The 19,642-nt window shown below is 38.4% G+C and carries 3 protein-coding genes; all 3 read left to right on the forward strand.

Going from position 1 to position 19,642, the window contains the following annotated elements:
* The first annotated feature begins 9 nt into the window (after positions 1-9).
* On the forward strand, positions 10-4,566 hold the full coding sequence (locus GFJ36_RS13150; protein ID WP_157349650.1) for a non-ribosomal peptide synthetase: 4,557 nt from the start codon (positions 10-12) through the stop codon (positions 4,564-4,566).
* A 2-nt stretch (positions 4,567-4,568) separates the two neighbouring features.
* Entirely contained in the window at positions 4,569-11,039 is a 6,471-nt protein-coding gene (locus GFJ36_RS13155; protein ID WP_097891205.1) for a non-ribosomal peptide synthetase, read from the forward strand.
* Positions 11,036-19,642: non-ribosomal peptide synthetase (locus GFJ36_RS29605; RefSeq protein WP_242015991.1), on the forward strand; the 8,607-nt coding region annotated here is incomplete at its 3' end. The genes GFJ36_RS13155 and GFJ36_RS29605, both read left to right, overlap by 4 nt.

Genomic DNA, 19,642 nt, shown 5'->3' on the forward strand with positions numbered 1-19,642 from the left:
AAGATTTTTATGACCAATGAGGAATGTTATTCATTAAGCCATCCGCAGCGAAGAATATGGTATACAGAAGTTATTCATTCTGATAAAGGAATATGTAATTTAAGATTTTTATTTAAACTTCATCGAAAAATGAATTATTCAAAATTAAACCAAGTTGTGAATCGAGTCATTAGTGAAAATGATGGTCTGTGCATTAGGTTAAAAGAAAATGGGCATCAGGAACCGAAACAATATTTTATTAAACATGAAGAACAAGAATTTGAGTTTTTTGATTTCAGTAATGTGGAGAATACAAATTTGCTTGAGGAATGGATTGAGCAGAAAACAAAAGAAACGTTTACATTATTTAATTCAAATTTATACTATTTCGCTTTAATAAAATTAAACGATAACGAATGTGCAGTCTTTGGAAATGTTCATCATATTATTATGGATGGTTTATCAATTCAAATATTTACTGAGCAGATTGCAAAATATTATTATGAAATGTATAACGAGAATGAGGAAGGTGAAAGTGAAAATTCATATGTTCAATTTCTGACTAATGAACAAACATACTTGAATAGTAGTCGCTTTCAAAAAGATCAAAAATTCTGGTTAGAGGAATTTAAAACACTGCCATCTGTGACTGGATTGAAGCCCTATAATACGTACCAAGCTAGTACCAAAGCATCACGTGAGACATTTATATTAACGGAGCATTTGAAGAGAAAGATAGAAAAATTTTCTGAAGATTACAAAATTAGTTTATACACTTTTTTTGTTGCTGCTTTCTCGTTGTCCATGTATCGGTGGACCTCATCGCTTGATATTGGTTTAGGAATGGCTTACGGCAATCGTATGACTAAAATGGAGCGAAAATTGATTGGAATGATGGTGAGTACAGTTCCTTTAAGAATGGATATTGATCCGGAAGAAGAAGTACTTTCATTTATTAGTAGGGTATCCAGAAAACAAAGCAAATTATTGAGACACCAGAAATATCCATTTGATTTGTTATTAAAGCAGATTAATAAAGAGAATAATAGTAATGTGAGACTTTTCGGAACTACGATTGATTATAGGGATCGTGATGAAAGTGGTGACTCACTATGGATTCCAAACCATGAAGAGGTGCAAGATTTTGCAGTGCATATTGAAAATCTAATTGATATTGACTCTTTACATGTACATATTGATTATCGTGAGGAGCTATTTTCTAAGGAAGAGATAAAACGTTTTTTTAACGTGATGTTAGCGATAATGGAAAACACTTTTGAAAAACCAAAGCAGAAGGTAGCTGAAATCGAAATCATTTCTGATGAAGATAAAAGAAGAAGTTTAGTTGAGTTCAACAATCCTAAGCTGGATTTCCCATCTCAAGTAACTATTCATGAATTGTTCGAACAGCAAGCGTTGAACTATCCACGCGATATTGCAGTTACGTATGGAAAAGAAAAAGTTACTTATAGAGAGCTTAATGAACGCGCAAATCAGTTAGCTCATTATTTGCAGAAAAAGGGAGTAAGACCTGATACTTTAGTGGGACTGTGCGTTGAACGTTCCCTCGAAATGATTGTAGGTATTTTAGGGATTTTGAAGGCTGGTGGGGCTTATGTTCCACTTGATTCAACATATCCAGAGCAGCGACTTCAATATATTTTAGAAGATGCTAGCATTCAGTTATTCGTAACGCAAGAAAGTTTAAAAGAATTGAAATGTTTACCAGAAAATGTTGAGTCGATTTGCCTGGATCGTGATCAAGATGAGATTGGGAAAGAAAGTAAGACTTTACCGGTTTCTGATGTCAGTTCCCAAAATTTAGCATACGTGATCTATACTTCGGGATCAACGGGGAATCCAAAGGGTGTTATGATAGAGCATCACAATGTCATTCGGTTATTTAAATCAACGGATTGTTGGTATCAGTTTAATGAAAAAGATACTTGGACGCTTTTTCATTCTTATGCATTTGATTTCTCAGTATGGGAAATTTGGGGAGCATTATTATATGGTGGAAAATTAGTTGTTGTTCCGTACTGGATTAGTCGATCACCTAAGGATTTTTATCAATTATTGGTGGAGGAAGAAGTCACAGTTCTAAATCAGACACCTTCTGCATTTCGACAATTAATACAAGTGTGTGAACAAGAAGATATGAATAAAAATTTGCAACTGCGTTATGTCATATTTGGCGGAGAAGCGTTAGAACCTACTAGCTTGTTACCGTGGTTTCAAAGGTATGGGGATAAAAAACCACAGTTAATTAATATGTATGGAATTACAGAAACTACCGTTCATGTTACATATTATCCAATTACTCTAGAAGATGTGCAGCATGCTTCAAGAAGTAATATTGGCAAGCGGATTCCCGATTTAGAAGTGTATATACTGGACGCTTATCAACAACCTGTTCCTATAGGTGTTGATGGTGAACTTTATATTGGTGGGGCAGGACTGGCACGTGGGTATTTAAAGAGACCTGAATTAACAGCAGAGCGTTTTATATCTCATCCATTTAGTAGTGATCCGAAAGCGAGATTATACCGGACAGGAGACTTAGCGAGGTATTTGCCAGATGGAAATCTGGATTATCGTGGAAGAATTGATCATCAGGTTAAAATACGTGGTTTCCGAATTGAGATTGGGGAGATTGAGTCTACTTTACATACATATGCATCTGTAAAAGAGGCAGTTGTAATTGTAAGAGAAGATCAGCCAGGCGATAAAAGATTAGTAGCATATGTTGTAGGAGATGGAAATGTAGATGCGTGGAGAGAGTATCTTAAAGCGAAACTACCAAGTTATATGGTTCCTTCGGGATTTGTGGTGATGGAAGCTATTCCACTTACAGCTAATGGTAAAGTTGATCGTGAGGCCTTACCTATGCCGGAGGAAAAGCAGATTAATAGTGAATCTGTTGGCCCTCGGAATAGTAACGAACAGATACTGACTACCATTTGGAAGCAAGTATTAGGTGTTAAAAAGGTGGGAATCTATGATAATTTCTTTGAAATTGGTGGCGACTCGATTCTCAGTATTCAAATCATATCTCAAGCAAGTCAAGTGGGGTTAAAACTTACTCCAAAGCAAATGTTTGAATGCCCAACTATCGCTGAGCTGGCACAAGTGGCTATAAAAACGCAGGGAGTACAAGCGGAGCAGGGAATTGTGATAGGTGATGTGTCTCTTACTCCAATTCAGTGTTGGTTCTTCGAGCAAGAACATCCACATCTGGAGCATTGGAATCAATCAATGCTATTAAGAGTAAAAGAAAGATTGGATGTGAAGTTACTAGAGGGAGCGATAGTAACTTTACTCAAACATCATGATGCTTTACGTTTCCGGTACAAACAGTTACCAAGCGGAACGTGGAGGCAGAGAAATGAAGGGACTGATGAGCTGTCAGTACTCCATGTTGTAAAACGGAATCAAGTTAATGAAAAAGAGTGGAATACAATAATACAAGAAGAGATGAACATTAATCAAGCTAGTTTCAATCTAGTTACTGGTCCGTTAATGAGGATAGTGTACTTTGAGGATAACTTGACTGGAAATGATCGAATATTCTGGGTGATTCATCATTTAGTAGTAGATGGAGTATCATGGAGGGTTCTATTGGAAGATTTACAGACGGTATATAACCAGATGAAACAAGGTCAAGAAGTTCGCTTACCTGCGAAAAGTACTTCTTTTAAAGAATGGTCTGAACGACTCCAGACGTACAGTGATTCGGGTATTTCGAAAGAAGTACAAGATTATTGGAATGAACAAGTAGAAAAAGAAACGATGAAAATTCCAATGGACTATCCAATACAAAAAACAACAGAAGAATCGATTGATCAAGTGACAGGGACTTTAGGAATAGAAGAAACACATGAATTGTTACACGAAGTTCCAGTAACTCATAAGACAAGGATTGATGAGGTACTATTAACGGCATTAGGACAAGCTATCGTCGATTGTACAAATCAGCAAACGGTTTCTATTCATCTAGAAGGACACGGAAGAGAAGAGGTAATTGAAGGTATTGATTTATCAAGGACAGTGGGCTGGTTCACGAGTATTTATCCCGTTCATCTCAATTTTCAAGGAACTCAAACACCTATTGAAGGGTTAAAGGCTGTCAAAGAACAATTGCGTCGAATTCCGAATCGTGGAGTTGACTATGGTATTTTACGTTACTTGAATAAAGGATTACTTCCGTTTTATCAGCAAAAGCCTTCAATAAGTTTTAACTATTTGGGCCAATTTGATCAGGTTTTCTCAAGGGAATCTTTGTTTATGCAAGAGATAGGATTTACATTTTTAGATCATGCTCCAGATTCCAAACCATCTCATCTAATTGATGTTATTGGAATGGTGAAAGATGAAAAGTTACATTTTGTTTGGTTGTATAGTAGAGAACAGTTTTCTAAATTAAAAATTCAATTGATAGCAGATGGTATGTTGAGGCACCTTCGTCAACTTATAAATAAACCAACAACAGAGTCTGCTTTTACGGTATCAGATTTTGCTGATGCAGAGGATCTTACGGAAGAAAGCTTGAGCAAAGTATTACTTAAATTAACAAAGAAGAGGGTGTGAAAATGGGAGACGTTATTGATATATATGGTTTATCACCTTTGCAAAAAGGAATACTGTTTCATACTTTATACGATCAAGATGATGAACATTCATTTTCCTATATTGTACAAGTAGGTTTCTTGCTCGGGGGGCAATTGGATATTGCTACTTTTGAAAAGGCCTGGGAATATGTTATTCATCGACATGAGGTTTTACGTTCAGTATTTGTGTGGGAGGAAGTAGAAAAACCACTACAAGCGGTTTACCAACGTCTTCCTTTTACTATTCATCAAGAGGATTGGAGCGCCCATTCACACAAGGAAAGGGCGAAAAAATTACAACAGTTTTTAAATGCAGATCGTAGAAAAGGATTTTTATTAGATGAAGCACCATTGATGAGAGTCACTGCGATTAAAGAGGCAAATGAGGAAACGAGGATTATTTGGACACATCATCATATTTTGCTAGATGGATGGAGTGTGTCATTGGTCTTTAGTGAAGTGATGGAAGTTTATCTCAAGATGATAAGGGGAGAATTATTGAATCTTCCTAACTCTCTTCCTTATAAAAAATATATCCAGTGGATAAATAAACAAGATCAAAGTCAAGCAGAGGAATTTTGGAAAGAAGAATTAAAAGGGTTCTATGCACCTACGCCATTAGCAATGGAAAGAAAGAACCAAGGACAAGAGAAGGGCTATGGAGAGTGTGTTTATCAAGTATCTGAGGAACTTACTGAGAATTTACAAGAGTGGGTACGAAATAGTCGATTAACGTTGAATACGTTAGTACAAGGTGCATGGGCTTATTTGATGAGTAGGTATAGCGGTGAAAGTGACATCGTATTTGGCGTAACTAGCTCTGGACGTCCTACTGATTTAATGGGAGCAGAGAATATGGTGGGGTTATTTATTAACACCTTACCTACTAGAATTCGATTAACGGATAATACATCAGTAGTAGATTGGCTTCGTAAAATACAAATGAAAGAAATGGAACGAAGACAATATGAGTATAATTCGTTGATAGATATTCAAGGATGGAGTGAGGTTCCACGAAATAGTTCCTTGTTTCATACCTTGTATGTGTTTGAAAATTATCCAATTCAAGGTGAGAGAAATGAAGATTTAAGATTATTAGATGTTAAAAGCGCGGAACAAACCAATTATCCTTTAACACTCATTGTAATGCCCGGTAAGAAAATTACTTTAAAGTTAATGTATGATCGAAGCTATTTTAATGAAGGAACAATAAATCGGATTCAGAATCACTTATTGCAAATACTAATTCAGATGACGAAGAGCCTAGATTCAAAACTCTTTGAAATTACTCATTTAACAGCGGAAGAACAGATACTGTTACTTGAGGAATGGAATCATACTCAAGTAAATTATTCGGCTGAAGGCATGATTCATACGATATTTGAGGAGCAAGTAAAAAAAACACCGGAAGCAATCGCGGCTATTTACGAAAATGAACAAATTACCTATAAAGAGTTAGAGAAGCGTGCGAATCAACTAGCTCATTATTTACAAAAGCATGGTGTAGGACCAGAGTCTCTAGTTGGGGTATATATGGAACGTTCATTACAAATGATGATAGCGTTATTAGGGATTCTAAAATCAGGAGCAGCGTATGTTCCACTTGACCCTACTTATCCAGAGAGTCGGCTTCGATATATATTAGAGGATGCTGGAATCGAAGTATTAGTGACGGAAGAGAATTCTGAAAGTTTGTTTGTATCTGAAAATATAGAAACGATTTGTATGAATAAAGATTACACTGCAATTGAAAAAGAAAAATCAACCCCATGTATAAGTGGTGTAACAGGAGAAAGTTTAGCGTATGTTATGTATACTTCAGGATCTACAGGGAATCCAAAGGGAGTAATGATTGAGCATCATTCAGTAATCAATTATCTAGAATGGATGCAACATAAATATCCACTTTCTGAAAAGGATGTGGTCTTGCAGAAAACGCCATTCTCATTTGATGTCTCTGTTTGGGAGTTGTTTTGGGGTATTCACGTTGGTGCAAGTGTATCTTTCCTACCTCCAGGTGGAGAAAAAGATCCTTCTATTATAGCTGAAGTGATTAAAAAACATCAGGTTACTATAGTTCAATTTGTACCTTCGATGTTATCAGTTTTCTTAGATCATTTCAATCGTATTGAATTAAACATGAATTGTTCGTCCGTACGCCATGTATTTTCTGGTGGGGAAGAACTAAGTTCAGGGTTAGTTAGACGATTTCAGCAGAAATGGAATTATAGTGGACAAGTGAAATTAACCAACTTTTATGGACCAACTGAAGCCACTATTTATGTGAATGCATTTGATATTCAGCCTAATCAAGAATTTGTTTCTATTGGGCGGCCAATACAGAACACGCAATTATATGTATTAGACCAAAATCAACGTCTGCAATCAATAGGAATTGAGGGTGAGTTATATATTGGTGGTGCTGGTTTAGCGCGTGGATACTTAAATCGTCCGAATCTTACTGCTGAAAAATTCGTTTCACATCCATTTCGATTGGGGGAACGACTATATCGAACAGGAGATTCAGTAAGATATTTAACTGATGGAAATATAGAATTTATAGGTCGAATGGACCATCAAGTCAAAATGCGTGGTTTTAGGATTGAATTAGGAGAAATTGAAGCGACTTTAGAAAAATGTTCGTTTATTAAAGAGGCTGTTGTATTAGTTAGAGAAGATCGTCCAGGTGATCAACGATTGGTTGCATATGTAATAAGCGATGGAAATACCGAGGAGTGGAGAGAGTATTTACAAAACCAATTACCAAATCATATGATTCCAGCACACTTTGTAGAGCTAGAACACTTCCCGCTTACTCCGAATGGGAAAATTGATCGAAAGGCCTTGCCAGCACCTGATGATCAAGCTATTGGAGATTTAAATGTTCTACCTCGGACGCCATCGGAAGAGCTTATTGCCTCGGTTTGGGGTCAAGTGTTAGGGGTGGGGAATATTGGTATTCAGGATTCCTTTTTTGAACGTGGTGGACACTCACTACTTGCTACTCAAATTGTCTCTCGATTGCAAGAATTGTTCCAAATCAAAATTCCCTTACGTGAACTTTTCAAGCACGATACAGTGGCAGCGTTGGCGAAACGAGTAGATCAGTTACGAAAAGAAGATAAAAAACGAGAGATTGCCCCTCTTGTACCTATGAAACGGGAAGAAGCTATTCCACTTTCCTATGCGCAGAAACGTCTATGGTTTATTGATCAATTAATGCCAAATAGTGCTATGTACAATATTCATGCAGCGTGTCGCTTAACAGGTAAATGGTCAATTGAAGCATTGGAGGCCGGATGGAATCAATTGTTGGAGCGTCATGAATCATTGCGAACGATAATTCTAGAACAAGAGGGTGAACCTTTTCAACAGGTTCAATCTCATGTATTCGGGCATATCCCTCAAACGAATCTAACAGATTTCTCTTTGGAAGATAGGGAAAGAGAAATGAAACGGCTCATTCAAAACGAAGCTGAGGAACCATTTTATTTTGGACAAGGTCCTCTAATTCGAACACGCATATTGAAAGTGGACAGTGAAGAGTGGATTCTCATTTGTACGATGCATCATATTATTTCAGATGGATGGTCAATGGGAATCTTACTTGAAGAATGGATGGCTTTTTATGAAGGAGCATTAAGCGACAAACCGGTGGAATTGAAGGAGTTATCTATCCAATATGCAGATTTTGTCATGTGGCAGAAGGAATGGCAAAAAGAAGAGAATTTGAATCAGCACCTTCAATATTGGAAGGAAGAATTGTCTGGGGAACTACCGGTTTTACAATTACCGATGGATCGTCCTCGACCTGCAGTTCAAACCCATCGTGGTGCAAGTCAGTCTTTAATAGTGGCGAATTCCCTACAGGAAAAGCTCAAAGATTTAAGTCTGCAAGAAGGATGCACTTTATTTATGACATTGATGGCAGCGTATCAAAGCTTCCTTTCTCGTTATACAGGACAGGACGACATCATAGTTGGAAGCCCGATTGCTAATCGAAATGTGAAAGAGATTGAGGGATTAATAGGTCTCTTTGCAAATACGTTAGTTTATCGAGCTGATTTCAGTGAAAACCCGACGTTCCAAGAACTTTTGTCGCAGGTAAGAAAAAAAGCACTAAAAGCATACGAGTATCAGGATATTCCATTTGAGAAAGTGGTAGAATCCGTAAAGCCGGAACGGAATACAAGTCATTCACCAATATTCCAAACCATGTTTACTTTACAGAATACGAAACAAGAGTTTCTTCAGCTATCTGAAAGACAAATGGAACTCATGGAAAGCCATGTTTCTGTTGCAAAATTTGATTTGAGTTTATTTGCTTCTGAGACGGAAGAAGGATTATCACTAACCTTTGAATATAATACTGATTTGTTTAATGATACAACCATTGAACGTATGGTAAGTCATTTTGAACATTGGCTAAATCAAATTGCCTCTTATCCAAAATGTTTATTATCAGAATTGAATATGTTATCGAAAATAGAATATAAGCAACTACTAGAGGAATGGAATGAATTAGCTGTTAATGATATAGAAGATAGCATGATTCATACAATGTTTGAAGAACAAGTGGAAAAAACACCAGAAGCAATTGCAGTAGTGTGCGAAGATGAAGAACTAACATATCGAGAGTTGGACGAACGCTCGAATCAGTTGGCACATTATTTACAAAAAAATGGTGTTACATGCGAATCATTAGTTGGGATTTGTGTTACACGTTCATCCGAGATGATTGTCGGTCTCTTAGGAATTATGAAGGCAGGAGGAGCATATGTCCCAATTGATCCAGCATATCCGGAAAGTCGACTGCAGTACATTTTAGAAGATGCTCAAATAAAGGTACTGGTGACACAGGAAAAGTTACAACAAAAAATGGTTATACCTACATTCGTCAACGTCATTTGTATTGATCGTAATCGATCAGAAATAGAACAAGAAGTTACTACGGTATGCACGAGTGAAGTGACGGGCGATAACTTAGCCTATATTATCTATACTTCAGGCTCCACTGGAAATCCAAAGGGAGTAATGATTGAGCACAGGAATACAGTAACAATGATTCATTGGGCGCATCACACGTATTCCCGAAAGGCATTAGCGGGAGTATTAGCTTCAACTTCACTATCTTTTGATTTATCCGTTTTTGAAGTATTTGTTCCCTTAACGATGGGGGGGAAGGTGATTGTCGCTGAAAATGCTCTACATCTAGACAAGTTGTCTACCAAAGGTGTGACTTTGGTTAATACTGTGCCATCGGCAGCAAAGGAACTGGTTCGAGCAAAGACAATTCCTTCTTCAGTAAAGGTAATGAATTTGGCTGGAGAACCGTTACCATATCCGCTTGTTCAAGATTTATACGAGAGAAGTACGATTGAGAAGGTATACAACTTATATGGACCGTCTGAAGATACTACGTATTCCACGTATATGGAATTAGAAAAGGGTGTCATGCATAGGGTACCACCAATTGGTAAACCAATCTTCAATACAGAAGTATATGTACTAAGTGCTGAACAAAAAATGGTTCCAATTGGTGTAGTTGGTGAGCTGTACATTGGTGGATCAGGGTTAGCACGTGGATATTTAAAACGCCCTGACTTAACGAAAAATCGATTTATACCGCATCCGTTTAAAGAAAACGAGCGAGTATACCGGACTGGAGATCTAGTAAGGTATTTGCCAGATGGAAATTTGGAGTATGTTGGACGAATTGATCATCAGGTGAAAATTCGTGGGTTCCGGATTGAACTAGGAGAAATTGAAGCGGTATTACAAAAGCATACATTAGTTAACGAAGCTATTGTGATGGTGCGGGAAGATTATCCTGGCGATCCACATTTGATTGCCTATGTTGTAGGAGACGGGGATGCTCAAAAGTGGCGTGATTATCTCAAGGACCAACTACCAAATTATATGATTCCATCCTATTTTGTTGGATTAAATGCATTTCCACTCACTCCTAATGGGAAAATTGATAGGAAGGTTTTACCAACACCAGAGAAACAGGAGATAGCAAGTGGTTATATTGCTCCTCGTACGTCTACGGAAAAAACAATTGTTTCGATATGGCATGAAGTTTTAGGTATGGAAAACATCGGAATTCAGGATTCGTTTTTTGAAATTGGTGGACATTCATTACTTGCTACGCAAGCCGTTTCTAATCTTAAAGAGGCTTTTGGAATCGAGATACCATTGCATGATTTATTTATGTTTCATACGGTGCAGCAATTGGCAGAACAGATTGATCAATTGTTCGATAACAAAAATCAAGAAATGCAGAATGATAGTAAGGAGAATGTAAGTCTTCAAGACTATATTCAAAAAGAAGCAGAAGTGAGTAATGATGAAGAATTACTGGAACTGCTTAAGCAATTAGAAGAGTTATCAGAGGAAGAAGCACAAGGGATATTCGAGAGTAATTTGATTGAGGAAGGGGTAAAAAAATGAGAAGTGATTTACTTGCAAAGCTGAGTTCACTTTCTCCTGAGAAGAGAGCATGGCTTCAGAAGCAAATGCAAAAAAAGGAGAATAAAGAAGCACTCCCGTTGTCTTATGCGCAACAACGTTTGTGGTTTATGGACAGATTTAATCCAAACAGTTCTTTATATAATATTCCAACGGTATGGCATCTAAAAGGAAATTGGATACCTGAAGCATTAGAAAAGGGATTCAATCGACTCATTGAACGCCATGAATCATTACGAACTGTTTTTAAAGAAGTAGGAGAACAACCTGTGCAACAAATTGTCGAATTCCTCCCTAGAGCATTACCTGTAAGAGATTACTCTCAACTTCCTCTAGAAGTAAAAGAAAAAGAGGTAGATAGTTTAATTGCGAGAGAAGCGCAAGAACCATTTGATTTAATGAATGGTCCTTTAATTCGTAATCAGCTTGTTCAATTAGAGAAGGATGAATGGTTATTACTGTGTACGATGCATCATATTATTTCTGATGCTTGGTCCATTGGTATATTCATGAATGAATTACTTGCTTTCTATGAAGAAGAAACGGGCGGAAATCCTGCTAAATTAAGCTCATTATCCATTCAATATGCAGACTTTGCGAAGTGGCAAAAGGAGTGGTTGCAAGGTGATGTGCTAAATCGTCAGCTTACGTATTGGCAGGAAGAATTGTCTGGTGAGCTTCCTATCTTACAACTGCCAGTGGATCGACCTCGACCGGTTAAGCAGACTTACTCTGGGGCTACGCATCACGTAATTTTCCCTTATAAATTGCTTAGTCAATTGAAGGATATAAGCCGACAAGAAGGATCTACTTTATTTATGACTTTAATGGCTGCATACCAGAGCTTTCTTGCTCGTTATACGGGACAAAAAGATATTCTAGTTGGTAGTCCGATTGCAAATCGGAACCACAAGGGAGTAGAAGGATTAATTGGTTTCTTTGTTAATACGTTGGTTTACCGATCAGATTTGAGTGGCACCCCTACTTTTCGGGAGATTTTGAGCCAAACAAAGAAAAAGGCGTTAAAAGCTTACGAATATCAAGATATACCATTTGAAAAAGTGGTAGAAGCTGTGCAACCTGAACGAAGCATGAGTCATTCGCCTATCTTTCAGACCATGTTTACGCTACAGAATATAAAACAAGAACGACTAGATTTGTCTGGTAAAAGTATTGAAATGGTAGAAAGTAATATGTCTATTGCTAAATTTGATTTGAGCTTAACTGCCTATGAAGTGGAAGAAGGTCTATTTGTCTCATTTGAATACAATACGGATTTATTTGATAGTAGTACCATTGCACGTATGGCAGGCCATTTTGAGAACTGGCTAAATGAAATCACGTATCATCCAGATGAATCATATACAAAGCTGTCAATGTTATCGGACACTGAGCAAAAACAACTCCTAGAAGAATGGAATGATACGGACGTAGTTTATGGTCATGATTGTATGATTCATGAGCTATTTGAGCAGCAAGTTTCACGGACACCTGATGCAGTGGCGGTAGTTTATGAGGGTGGAAAGCTAACGTATCAAGAACTCGATGAAAAATCGAACCAATTGGCACATTTTATACAAAAACGAGGTATCGGACCTGAATCATTAGTCGGTATATGTATTGAACGTTCTCCTGATATGATTATTGGTCTCTTTGGGATTTTGAAAGCAGGTGGGGCTTATGTCCCACTGGACCCAAGTTACCCCGAAAACCGCCTGAGATACATTTTGGAGAATTCACAAATTCAAGTGCTGTTAACAAAAGAGGCACTACAGGACTGGTTACCTAAAGGTATTCAAGCAATTTGTTTAGACCGGGATCGAGTAATGATTTCTAAAGAGAGTAATTTAGCTCCAGTGAGTGGAGTGACAGCAAATAACTTAGCTTATATCATATACACTTCGGGTTCGACGGGAAATCCAAAGGGAGTAATGATTGAACATCATTCCGTTATAAACCGCTTACAGTGGATGCAGAAAAAATATCCATTATCCGAGGAGGATACAATCCTACAAAAGACACCGTTTTCGTTTGATGTTTCTGTCTGGGAATTGTTTTGGTGGTCATTTGTAGGGGCGCAGGTTTGTTTGCTTCCACCAGGAGGAGAGAAAGATCCTGCGGTGATTGAGGAATACATTGAACGATATCGTGTGTCCACCATGCACTTTGTTCCGTCGATGTTATCTACTTTCTTAGATTATATGGAACTATATAATTCGAAAAGGGATCTATCGTCTTTAATTCAAGTTTTTACTAGTGGAGAAGCGTTAAACACTGAGCAGGTTCGACGATTTAAGGGGATCTTTTACAATGTTCAACAAACAAAGTTAATTAACTTGTATGGTCCTACTGAAGCGACTGTGGATGTGACTTATTATGATTGTGATTTAGAAAAAGAACCAATGCTTATTCCGATTGGTCGTCCGATTGATAATACAGAGTTGTATGTGTTAGATCAATATCAACAAGTGGTCCCGATTGGTGTGGCAGGGGAACTTTACCTTGGGGGAGTAGGATTGGCACGTGGCTACTTCAATCGACCAGATTTAACTACTGAACGTTTTATTTCGCACCCCTTTAAGAATGGGGAACGATTATATCGAACGGGTGACCTGGTGAGATATATGAATGATCGTAACTTAGAATATATTGGAAGAATAGATAATCAAGTCAAAATTAGAGGATTCCGAATTGAATTGGGAGAAATTGAAGCAGCTTTACATGATCACCCATCTGTAAAAGAGGCTGTTGTGTTGGTGAGGGAAGATCGACCAGGAGATAAGCAGTTAGTAGCGTATGTAGTGGGTGAAGGGGATACTGGAGAGTGGCGTAAATATCTTAAGAAGCAATTGCCACATTATATGGTTCCAGCATACTTCTTCAAAATTGAAGGGATGCCACTCACTCCAAATGGTAAAGTGAATCGGAAAGCCTTATTGGAATTGGAAGAACAGTTCATAAGTGAAGATATTACTTCATCACGAACACCAGTGGAGGAGCTCATCGTTTCCGTATGGAGCCAAGTGTTAGGAATAAAAAATATTAGTGTACAGGATTCCTTTTTTGAAATCGGTGGTCACTCACTATTAGCTACTCAAGTAGTTTCACGTTTACAGGAAATCTTTCAAATCGAATTACCAGTACGTGAACTATTTGAATGTACGACGGTGGAGTCACTGGCAAAGCGAGTAGATCAGTTACGTAAAGGAGATAGAAAACGAGAGATTCCGCCACTAATACCGATGGAACGAGGAGAAACCATTCCACTATCTTATGCTCAACGACGCTTATGGTTTATTGATCAATTTACACCTAATAGTGCCCTTTACAATATGCCAATGGTATGTCGCCTTACAGGGAATTGGCTACTTGAAGCATTGGAAATGGGATGGAATCAACTAATAGAACGTCATGAATCACTGCGGACGGTCTTTCACGAAGTGAACGGTCAACCCGTACAGCAAATTAAACCGTATGCTTTTCAATCAATTCCGAAAACGGATTTAACTATGCTTTCTTCTGAAGACCGAGAAGAAGAGGTTAAACGTTTCATTCAACAAGAAACAGAAGTGCCATTTGATTTAACAGAGGGGCCGTTAATCAGGACAAGTATTTTGCACGTGGGAGAGGAAGAATGGATACTCCTTTGTACTTTACATCATATCATTTCAGATGGATGGTCAATGGGAATCCTACTTGAAGAATGGATGGCATTTTATGAGGAAGCAACGGATGGAAAGGTAGCGGAACTTGAACCATTACCGGTTCAATATGCCGACTTTGCTCAGTGGCAAAAAGGATGGCTAAAGGAGGAAGTGCTTGATCAACAACTCCAATATTGGAGGGAAGAATTGTCTGGGGAGCTTCCTGTACTCCAACTTCCTATGGATCGCCCGCGTCCTGCAATACAAACTCATCACGGGTCCACATACACTCTGGTTCTGCCAAGCACACTACATGATAAATTGAATGAACTTAGTCGAAAAGAAGGGGCTACACTCTTCATGACGCTTTTAGCTGCATATCAAAGTTTTCTATCTCGTTATACGGGACAAGAAGATATTCTGGTCGGAAGCCCAATTGCGAATCGGAATTATAGAGAAATTGAAGGACTAATTGGTTTCTTCGTTAACACGCTAGTTTATCGAGCTAATTTGAGTGGTAGACCGACATTTCAAGATGTACTGTATCAGGTTCGTCAAAAGGCATTGAAGGCGTATGAATATCAAGATATTCCATTTGAAAAAATTGTAGAAGTTGTGCAACCGGAGCGAAGTACAAGTCATTCGCCAATCTTCCAGACTATGTTCATCTTGCAAAATATGAAACAAGAGTTTCCGGTGTTATCTAGTAGAAGTATTGAAATGATAGAAAGCCATAGTCCAATTGCAAAGTTTGATTTAAGTGTAATGGCAGTTGAGACGGAAGAGGGATTACTTTTTACTTTTGAGTACAATAAGGATTTATTCAATGCTACTACTATTGAACGGATGGCAGGACACTTTGAGAAATGGCTACATGAAGTTTCTCATCGCCCACAAAATCCGTTGCATGGCCTGAGCATGCTATCGGAATACGAGCGTACTTTGTTATTAGAAACATGGAATGACACTGTAATGGAAATGTCTCATCAGGGTCTTATTTGCGACAGATTTGAGGAGCAAGTAGCGAGGCGTCCTGATGCGATTGCGGTAGTCGATCAAACAAAACAGTGGACTTATGGTGAACTGGATACACAAGCAAATCAGTTGGCAAATGTTTTACAGCGAAAGGGAGTAGCCCCAGAGTCAGTGGTGGGAGTTTATCTTCCGAGGTCAGCTGAGCTAATGGCAAGTTTACTAGGCATTTTAAAAGCTGGTGGAGCTTATGTTGTTTTAGATCCGTTGTATCCAAAATCAAGGTTAGAATACATGATTGAAGATGCAGGAATTCAATTTGTAGTGACGGCGGAAGGACAAGAAGGACATTTTGCACACGTCGAAATGGTGAGGTTAGAAGAATTAACGGTGGAAAGCGTAATCGCACCTACACGTCAGATAAATCCAGAGAACTTAGCCTATATTGTCTATACCTCTGGTTCTACAGGAAAACCGAAGGGTGTCATGGTTGAACATCGCTCATTAATGAATATGGTTTCTTGGCATCAAGAAGTTTATCGTATTTCAGCAGAGGATCGTGCGACTCAGATTGCAGGTGTTGCTTTTGATTCGGCTGTTCAGGAGATTTGGCCGTATCTAACTGCTGGTGCAGCACTCTACTTGTCAACAGAGGAACTGAGAATTAATCCAGAAGCACTAAGGGACTGGCTCATTGATTCACGAATAACAGCTAGCTTTGCACCTACGCCTATTCTGGAAAGACTCTTGAAATTATCTTGGCCAGATAAAACGGATCTTCGTTTTATCATTACTGGTGGGGATCAATTAACGCAGTATCCATCTAACGATATTCCTTTTGCGGTAATTAATCAGTATGGTCCATCGGAGAATACCGTTGTTACCACAGATTGTTATGTACCTGTAGGAGTGACAACAGGTACGCCATCGATTGGTCGACCGATTGCGAATACAGAAGTTTATGTGTTAGATTCTCATCTTCAGCTAGTACCAATTGGTGTAATTGGAGATCTCTATATCGGAGGGAAGGGTCTTGCACGTGGATATGCTAATCGTCCGGATCTTACAAAGGAAAAATTTATTCCACATCCTTTCAAGTCAGGAGAACGTCTCTATTATACAGGAGACAAAGCAAGTTATCTTTCTGATGGTAATCTCCAGTTCCATGGACGTATAGATGACCAAGTGAAAATTCGTGGTTTCCGGATTGAATTGGGAGAAATAGAAGCTGTTTTGCAGGCGCATTCTTCTGTGAAAGAAGCTGTTGTATTGGTGCGAGAGGATAATCAAGGTGATAAGAGATTAGTAGCTTATGTAGTTGGTGAAGGAAGTGTCCATGAATGGCGAGAACATCTACAAACACATTTACCTAATTACATGGTTCCAACAAACTTTATTGAGATGGAATTTTTACCACTTACACCGAATGGAAAACTTGATTTGAAGGCATTGCCTATACTTAGTGAACAATTCGCTGAAAATACTGTATACCCAAGAACTCCGCTGGAAGAACTTATTGCTTCAGTGTGGAGTCAAGTGCTAGGAATAAGAGACATTGATGTTCAGGATTCTTTCTTTGAGCTCGGTGGTCACTCTCTACTTGCTACACAAGTGGTCTCACGCTTACAGGAAGTCTTTCAAATCAAATTGCCAGTACGTGAACTGTTCGAATATTCAACGGTCGAGGCATTATCGAAACGAATAGATCAGTTACGTAAGGGGAGCGAAAAACGAGAAATTCCACCATTGATGCCGATGGAACGAGGGGGAAATATTCCACTGTCTTATGCCCAACAGCGCTTATGGTTTATTGATCAATTTGCACCTAATAGTGCACTTTATAATATGCCGATGGTATGCCGGCTTACAGGGAATTGGTTACCTGAGGCATTGGAGTTGGGATGGAATCAGTTGATAGAGCGTCATGAATCTTTGCGGACTGTATTTTATGAAGAGGATGGCCATCCTGTGCAGCAGATTCAACCGTACGTTTTCCGTCCGCTTCTACAAATGGACTTAACTAAGCTTTCATTAGAGGAGCGAGAAAGAAAGTTGGAGCAATGGATTCAAACTGAAGTCGAATCTCCATTTGATTTAGAACAAGGGCCATTATTCCGTGGGAAACTCATAAGAATTTCAGAAGAAGAATGGATTCTTCTGTGTAATATGCATCATATTATCTCGGATGGGTGGTCGATGGAAATCTTGCTTCAAGAATGGATGGCATTTTATGAGAATGCGATTGGTGAAAAACAAGCAGAGCTGGAACCACTACCAGTTCAATATGCCGATTTTGCTCAGTGGCAAAGAGACTGGTTGAAAGATGAAGTACTATATCAACAACTTGCATATTGGAAGGAAGAATTATCTGGTGAGTTACCAGTCTTAATGTTGCCAATGGATCGTCCGCGTCCGCCAGTGCAAACCCACCATGGATTAACTCATAATGTTTTGTTGTCACGCTCATTACTGGATAAATTAAACGAACTAAGTCGTCAAGAAGGGGCCACACTTTTCATGACCTTATTGGCATCGTATCAAAGTTTCCTTGCTCGTTATACGGGACAAACGGATATTATTGTCGGCAGCCCAATTGCAAATCGAAATTATCGAGAAATTGAGGGGCTAATTGGTTTCTTTGTCAACACCTTGGTTTATCGAGCTGATTTAAGTAATGCACCGGCATTTCAAGAGTTGTTATCTCAAGTACGGATAAAAGCATTGAAGGCGTATGAGTATCAAGATGTTCCGTTTGAGAAAATTGTAGAGGTTATCCAACCTGAACGAAATACAAGTCATTCTCCGATTTTCCAAACCATGTTTACTTTGCAAAATACGGGACAGAAGCTACCAGAACTACATGGAAGAAATATAGAAGTAATGGAAAGTAATGCTCCGATCGCTAAGTTTGATTTAAGTTTAACTGCTGCAGAAGTGGAAGAGGGTTTATTACTTACTTTTGTTTATAGAACTGATTTATTTGACAGCTTAACTATTGAATCCATGGCTGAACATTTTGGGAACTGGTTGAATGTAATCGTGGAGAATCCTGATAAATCATTAGCTAAGTTGCCTATATTATCAGGATTACAGCAAAAACAGTTGGAGGAGTGGAATAATAATACTGTAGCATATCCACAGGAAAGTACGATTCATCAGCTGTTTGAAGAGCAAGTAAATCGTACACCTGATGCGGTAGCAGTGGTAGATGAAAAACAGCAGTTAACATATCGAGAGCTGAATGAAAAAGCTAATCAATTGGCCCACTATCTTCAGCAATGTGGGATTGGGACTGAATCATTAGTTGGAATTTGCTTTGAGCGTTCAGTTGAGATGATTGTTAGTATTATGGGGATCTGGAAGGCTGGAGCAGCATATGTTCCATTGGACCCATCATATCCAGAAAGTCGCCTACGATATATTTTGGAGGACACTGAAATTCAAGTATTAGTTACGAATGAGTCATTGGAAGGTTGGATACCCAAAGAAGTCAAGGCAGTTTGTCTAGATAGGGATCAGGCAATGATTTTAAAAGAAAGCATTTTTTCACCAAAATGTGAAGTAACAGGAGAAAACCTAGCGTATGTTATCTATACTTCGGGATCGACGGGGAATCCAAAGGGTGTCTTGATACAGCATCATTCTGTACTAAACTTGTCGCATGGTTTACAAAAAGAGGTTTTCGAACATGAGATACCATCTAACATGCATGTCGGTTTAAATGCGTCAATTGCCTTTGATGCATCTATTCAGCAATTACAAATGCTGCTTTATGGTTCAAGTTTGTATATTATTCCGAATGAAGTACGAAGTGATCCGGAACAGTTTGTAGCTTATATTAGGGAGAACAAGTTAGCAATCTTTGATATAACGCCTTCAATGCTTCAATTACTTATAGATGCCGGATTGTTAGAAACGTACGATGGTGTTCATGTTCCAAGTAAGGTATTGGTTGGCGGCGAAGCGATT

The organism is Bacillus sp. EE-W1 (assembly GCF_009760835.1).
GTDB classification, from domain to species: Bacteria; Bacillota; Bacilli; order Bacillales; family Bacillaceae_G; genus Bacillus_A; species Bacillus_A wiedmannii.